The following is a 2,545-nucleotide window of genomic DNA, read 5'->3' as shown; positions in this document are numbered from 1 at the left end:
GCAGGCCCCGGTCTGCGGTCGGAGAGGAACAGCGGGCCCCGGGCGCGCCCGGCGAGCAAGCCCGGCAACAGCGCGGCGGTGCCCGACCGCCAGCCTATCCAGCGGTCCCCGGCCCGCGCCCGGCGATCGTCCAGATCCAGGTCCTCGACGTTGAGCGCCAGCACCGCCCCGACCGGCGCCCCCGACTCCCGCAACAGCGACCAGAGCACGCGCTCCCGCAACGGCCCGTCGGTGTCGGCGGAGACCTCTGGTCGCTCGGCCGGCTCCTCGACCCGGCGCTCGATCCCGGCCACCAGGTCACGGCCCGTGTCGGGCAGCCCGGCCCAGCCGGCGAAGGAGCGCACGGCGGCGCGATGCCGGTTCCAGGTGCGGGCCGACGTGTGGGCCCAGGTGGTGTCGAAGACGGCGGTGACGCGGTCGGCGGTCACGACCGACAGGGGGGTGCGGTCGCCGAGGGATCGGCGTACCCGTTGCAGGGTCTGGCCGTAGGCCCGCGCGGTCGCGGGGGACAGGCCACTCAGGAACTCCGAGATCGCCGCGCCCAGGGCGGGACCGTCGTCGAAGGAGGACGCGCGCCGGCGCAGGAAGTCACGCTCGGGGCCGGTCGGCGCGAGCGAGGCCGCGCGCTCGAACTCGAACCGCGCCTCGTCCAGCCGCCCGAGCCGCTGCAGCAGGTCGCCGCGCACACCGGGCAGCAGGTGGTAATCCCGCATCGACGGATCGGCGCGCAGCGTGTCGAGCACCTCGAGACCGGCCGCCGGCCCCTCCGCGAACCCGCGCGCCACCGCTCGGTTGAGCTGCACCACGGGCGTCGGCAACAGCCGGACCAGCGCCTCGTAGAGCGTGGCGATCTGCACCCAGTCGGTGTCCTCGGCCGTCCGCGCCTGCGCGTGGCAGACGGCGATCGCGGCCTGCAGCACGTACACGCCGGGTCTGCCTCCCGGCCGGCCGCCGGCCGCGCGCGCTCGCAGCATCGCCGCGAACCCGCGCTCGATGAGCAACCGATCCCACAGCCCGCGGTTCTGCTCGTGCAGCGGGATCGGCTCGCCGGACGGCCCGGTGCGCGCCGCCGAGCGGGACTGCTGCACCTCCATCAGCGCGACCAGCCCGTGCACCTCGGCCTCGTCCGGCGCCAGCCCGGCCAGCAGGCGGCCCAGCCGCAGCGCCTCCAGGCACAGGTCGGGCCGCATCAGGTCGTCGCCCGAGCTCGCCGAGTAGCCCTCGTTGAAGACCGCGTAGACGACCTCGAGCACGGACGACAGGCGTTCCCGCAGCTCGTCGCCGGTCGGGAGCTCGTAGGCGGCGCCGGACCCGGCCAGGGCGCGTTTCGCGGCGGCGATCCGGCGGACGATCTCGGGCTCGGTGACCAGGAACGCGCGGGCGATCTCGGCGGTGCTCAGCCCGGCGACGACGCGCAGCGTGAGGGCCACCCGCTGCCGCGTTGGCAGCACCGGGTGGCACGAGATGAACATCAGCCGGAGGACGTCGTCGCGCTCCTGCTCGTCGGCCTGCACCGGCTCGGCGACGGCCTGGGTGAGCCGCTGCGACCGGCGGAGGTGATCGACCGCCCGCCGCTTGGCGATGGTGGTCAGCCACGCCGCGGGGTTGTCCGGGACGCCGGTCGCCGGCCACTGCTCCAGCGCGGCGACCAGCGCCTCCTGGGCCATCTCCTCGGCCAGCCCGACGTCGTGGACGAGCCGCAGGAGTCCGGCGACGATGCGCGCGGACTCCTGCTTCCAGACCACCCCGACGGTGGCGGCCACGTCCATCTACGGACCGAACACCTGCTGGACGGTGCTCTCGCCGTCCCCGACGATCCGGCGGAACCGGCGGCCGAGCTCGATCGCCTCCTCCTTGCTGCGCACCTCGATCAGCGCGAAGCCCGCGATCGCCTCCTTGGCCTCGGTGAACGGGCCGTCGACGACGGATATGTCGTCGCCCTCCGAGGTGATCTTGAAGCCGGCGGGGTCGAGGCCGCCGGTGGCCAGCAGCACGCCGGACGCGGTCAGCTCCTGCACGAAGGCGGCCATGTCCGCGTAGAGCTGCGGGGTGGGCTCGCGGCCGTCGGCCTTCTGCATCATCAGGTAACGCATGACGTTCTCCTTCTTTCGTTGGCTTCCTGCACCGACGTCGCAGAGCCCGATGTGACAGGTAATTACAGCATTACCTGTCAGAGCTGCCCATCCGACGACCTGGCAGAACCCAACACCGACCCAGGGAGTACGAGATGACCGCCGTCGCCACCACCCGCACCGCAGTTTCGTTCAACCACGCCACCGCCCGTGCCACCGCCCTCGCCGTCGCCGGCCCGCTGTGGGCCGCCGTCTCGCTGACCCAGGCCGCCGCCCGCGACGACTTCGACATCACGCGGCACCCGCTGAGCCTCCTGAGCACCGGCTCGCTCGGCTGGATCCAGATCGCCAACTTCGTCGTCGCCGGCGTTCTCACCATCGTCGGAGCCCGCGCCCTGGCCGGGGTCTGGGCGCCGTGGCTGGTCCGGGTCGCCGGCGCCGGCCTGCTCGCCGCCGGCGTCCTGGTGATGGAC

General features: G+C 73.7%; 3 protein-coding genes. 1 reads left to right on the top strand and 2 read right to left on the bottom strand.

All coding sequences use genetic code 11. From position 1 onward, the window contains the following. Together AB0M20_RS37705 and AB0M20_RS37700 are read right to left on the bottom strand one after the other, a co-directional pair. Positions 1-1,769: sigma-70 family RNA polymerase sigma factor (locus AB0M20_RS37705; protein ID WP_364305609.1), on the bottom strand; the 1,769-nt coding region annotated here is incomplete at its 3' end. Beyond that, complete coding sequence (locus AB0M20_RS37700; RefSeq protein ID WP_364305607.1) at positions 1,770-2,093, bottom strand: YciI family protein; 324 nt, start codon at positions 2,091-2,093, stop codon at positions 1,770-1,772. Positions 2,094-2,227: 134 nt separating this feature from the next. Here AB0M20_RS37700 and AB0M20_RS37695 point away from each other — a divergent pair. Beyond that, positions 2,228-2,545: DUF998 domain-containing protein (locus tag AB0M20_RS37695; RefSeq protein ID WP_364305605.1), on the top strand; the 318-nt coding region annotated here is incomplete at its 3' end.

It is taken from the genome of Actinoplanes sp. NPDC051633, assembly GCF_040681735.1.
Taxonomy (GTDB): domain Bacteria; phylum Actinomycetota; class Actinomycetes; order Mycobacteriales; family Micromonosporaceae; genus Actinoplanes.
This window is presented reverse-complemented; position numbering and strand designations above follow the sequence as displayed.

What these genes read in the sequence shown, in the direction of transcription:
- AB0M20_RS37700 (WP_364305607.1), bottom strand. Translation starts at nt 2,093, where the DNA reads ATGCGTTACCTGATGATGCAGAAGGCCGACGGCCGCGAGCCCACCCCG.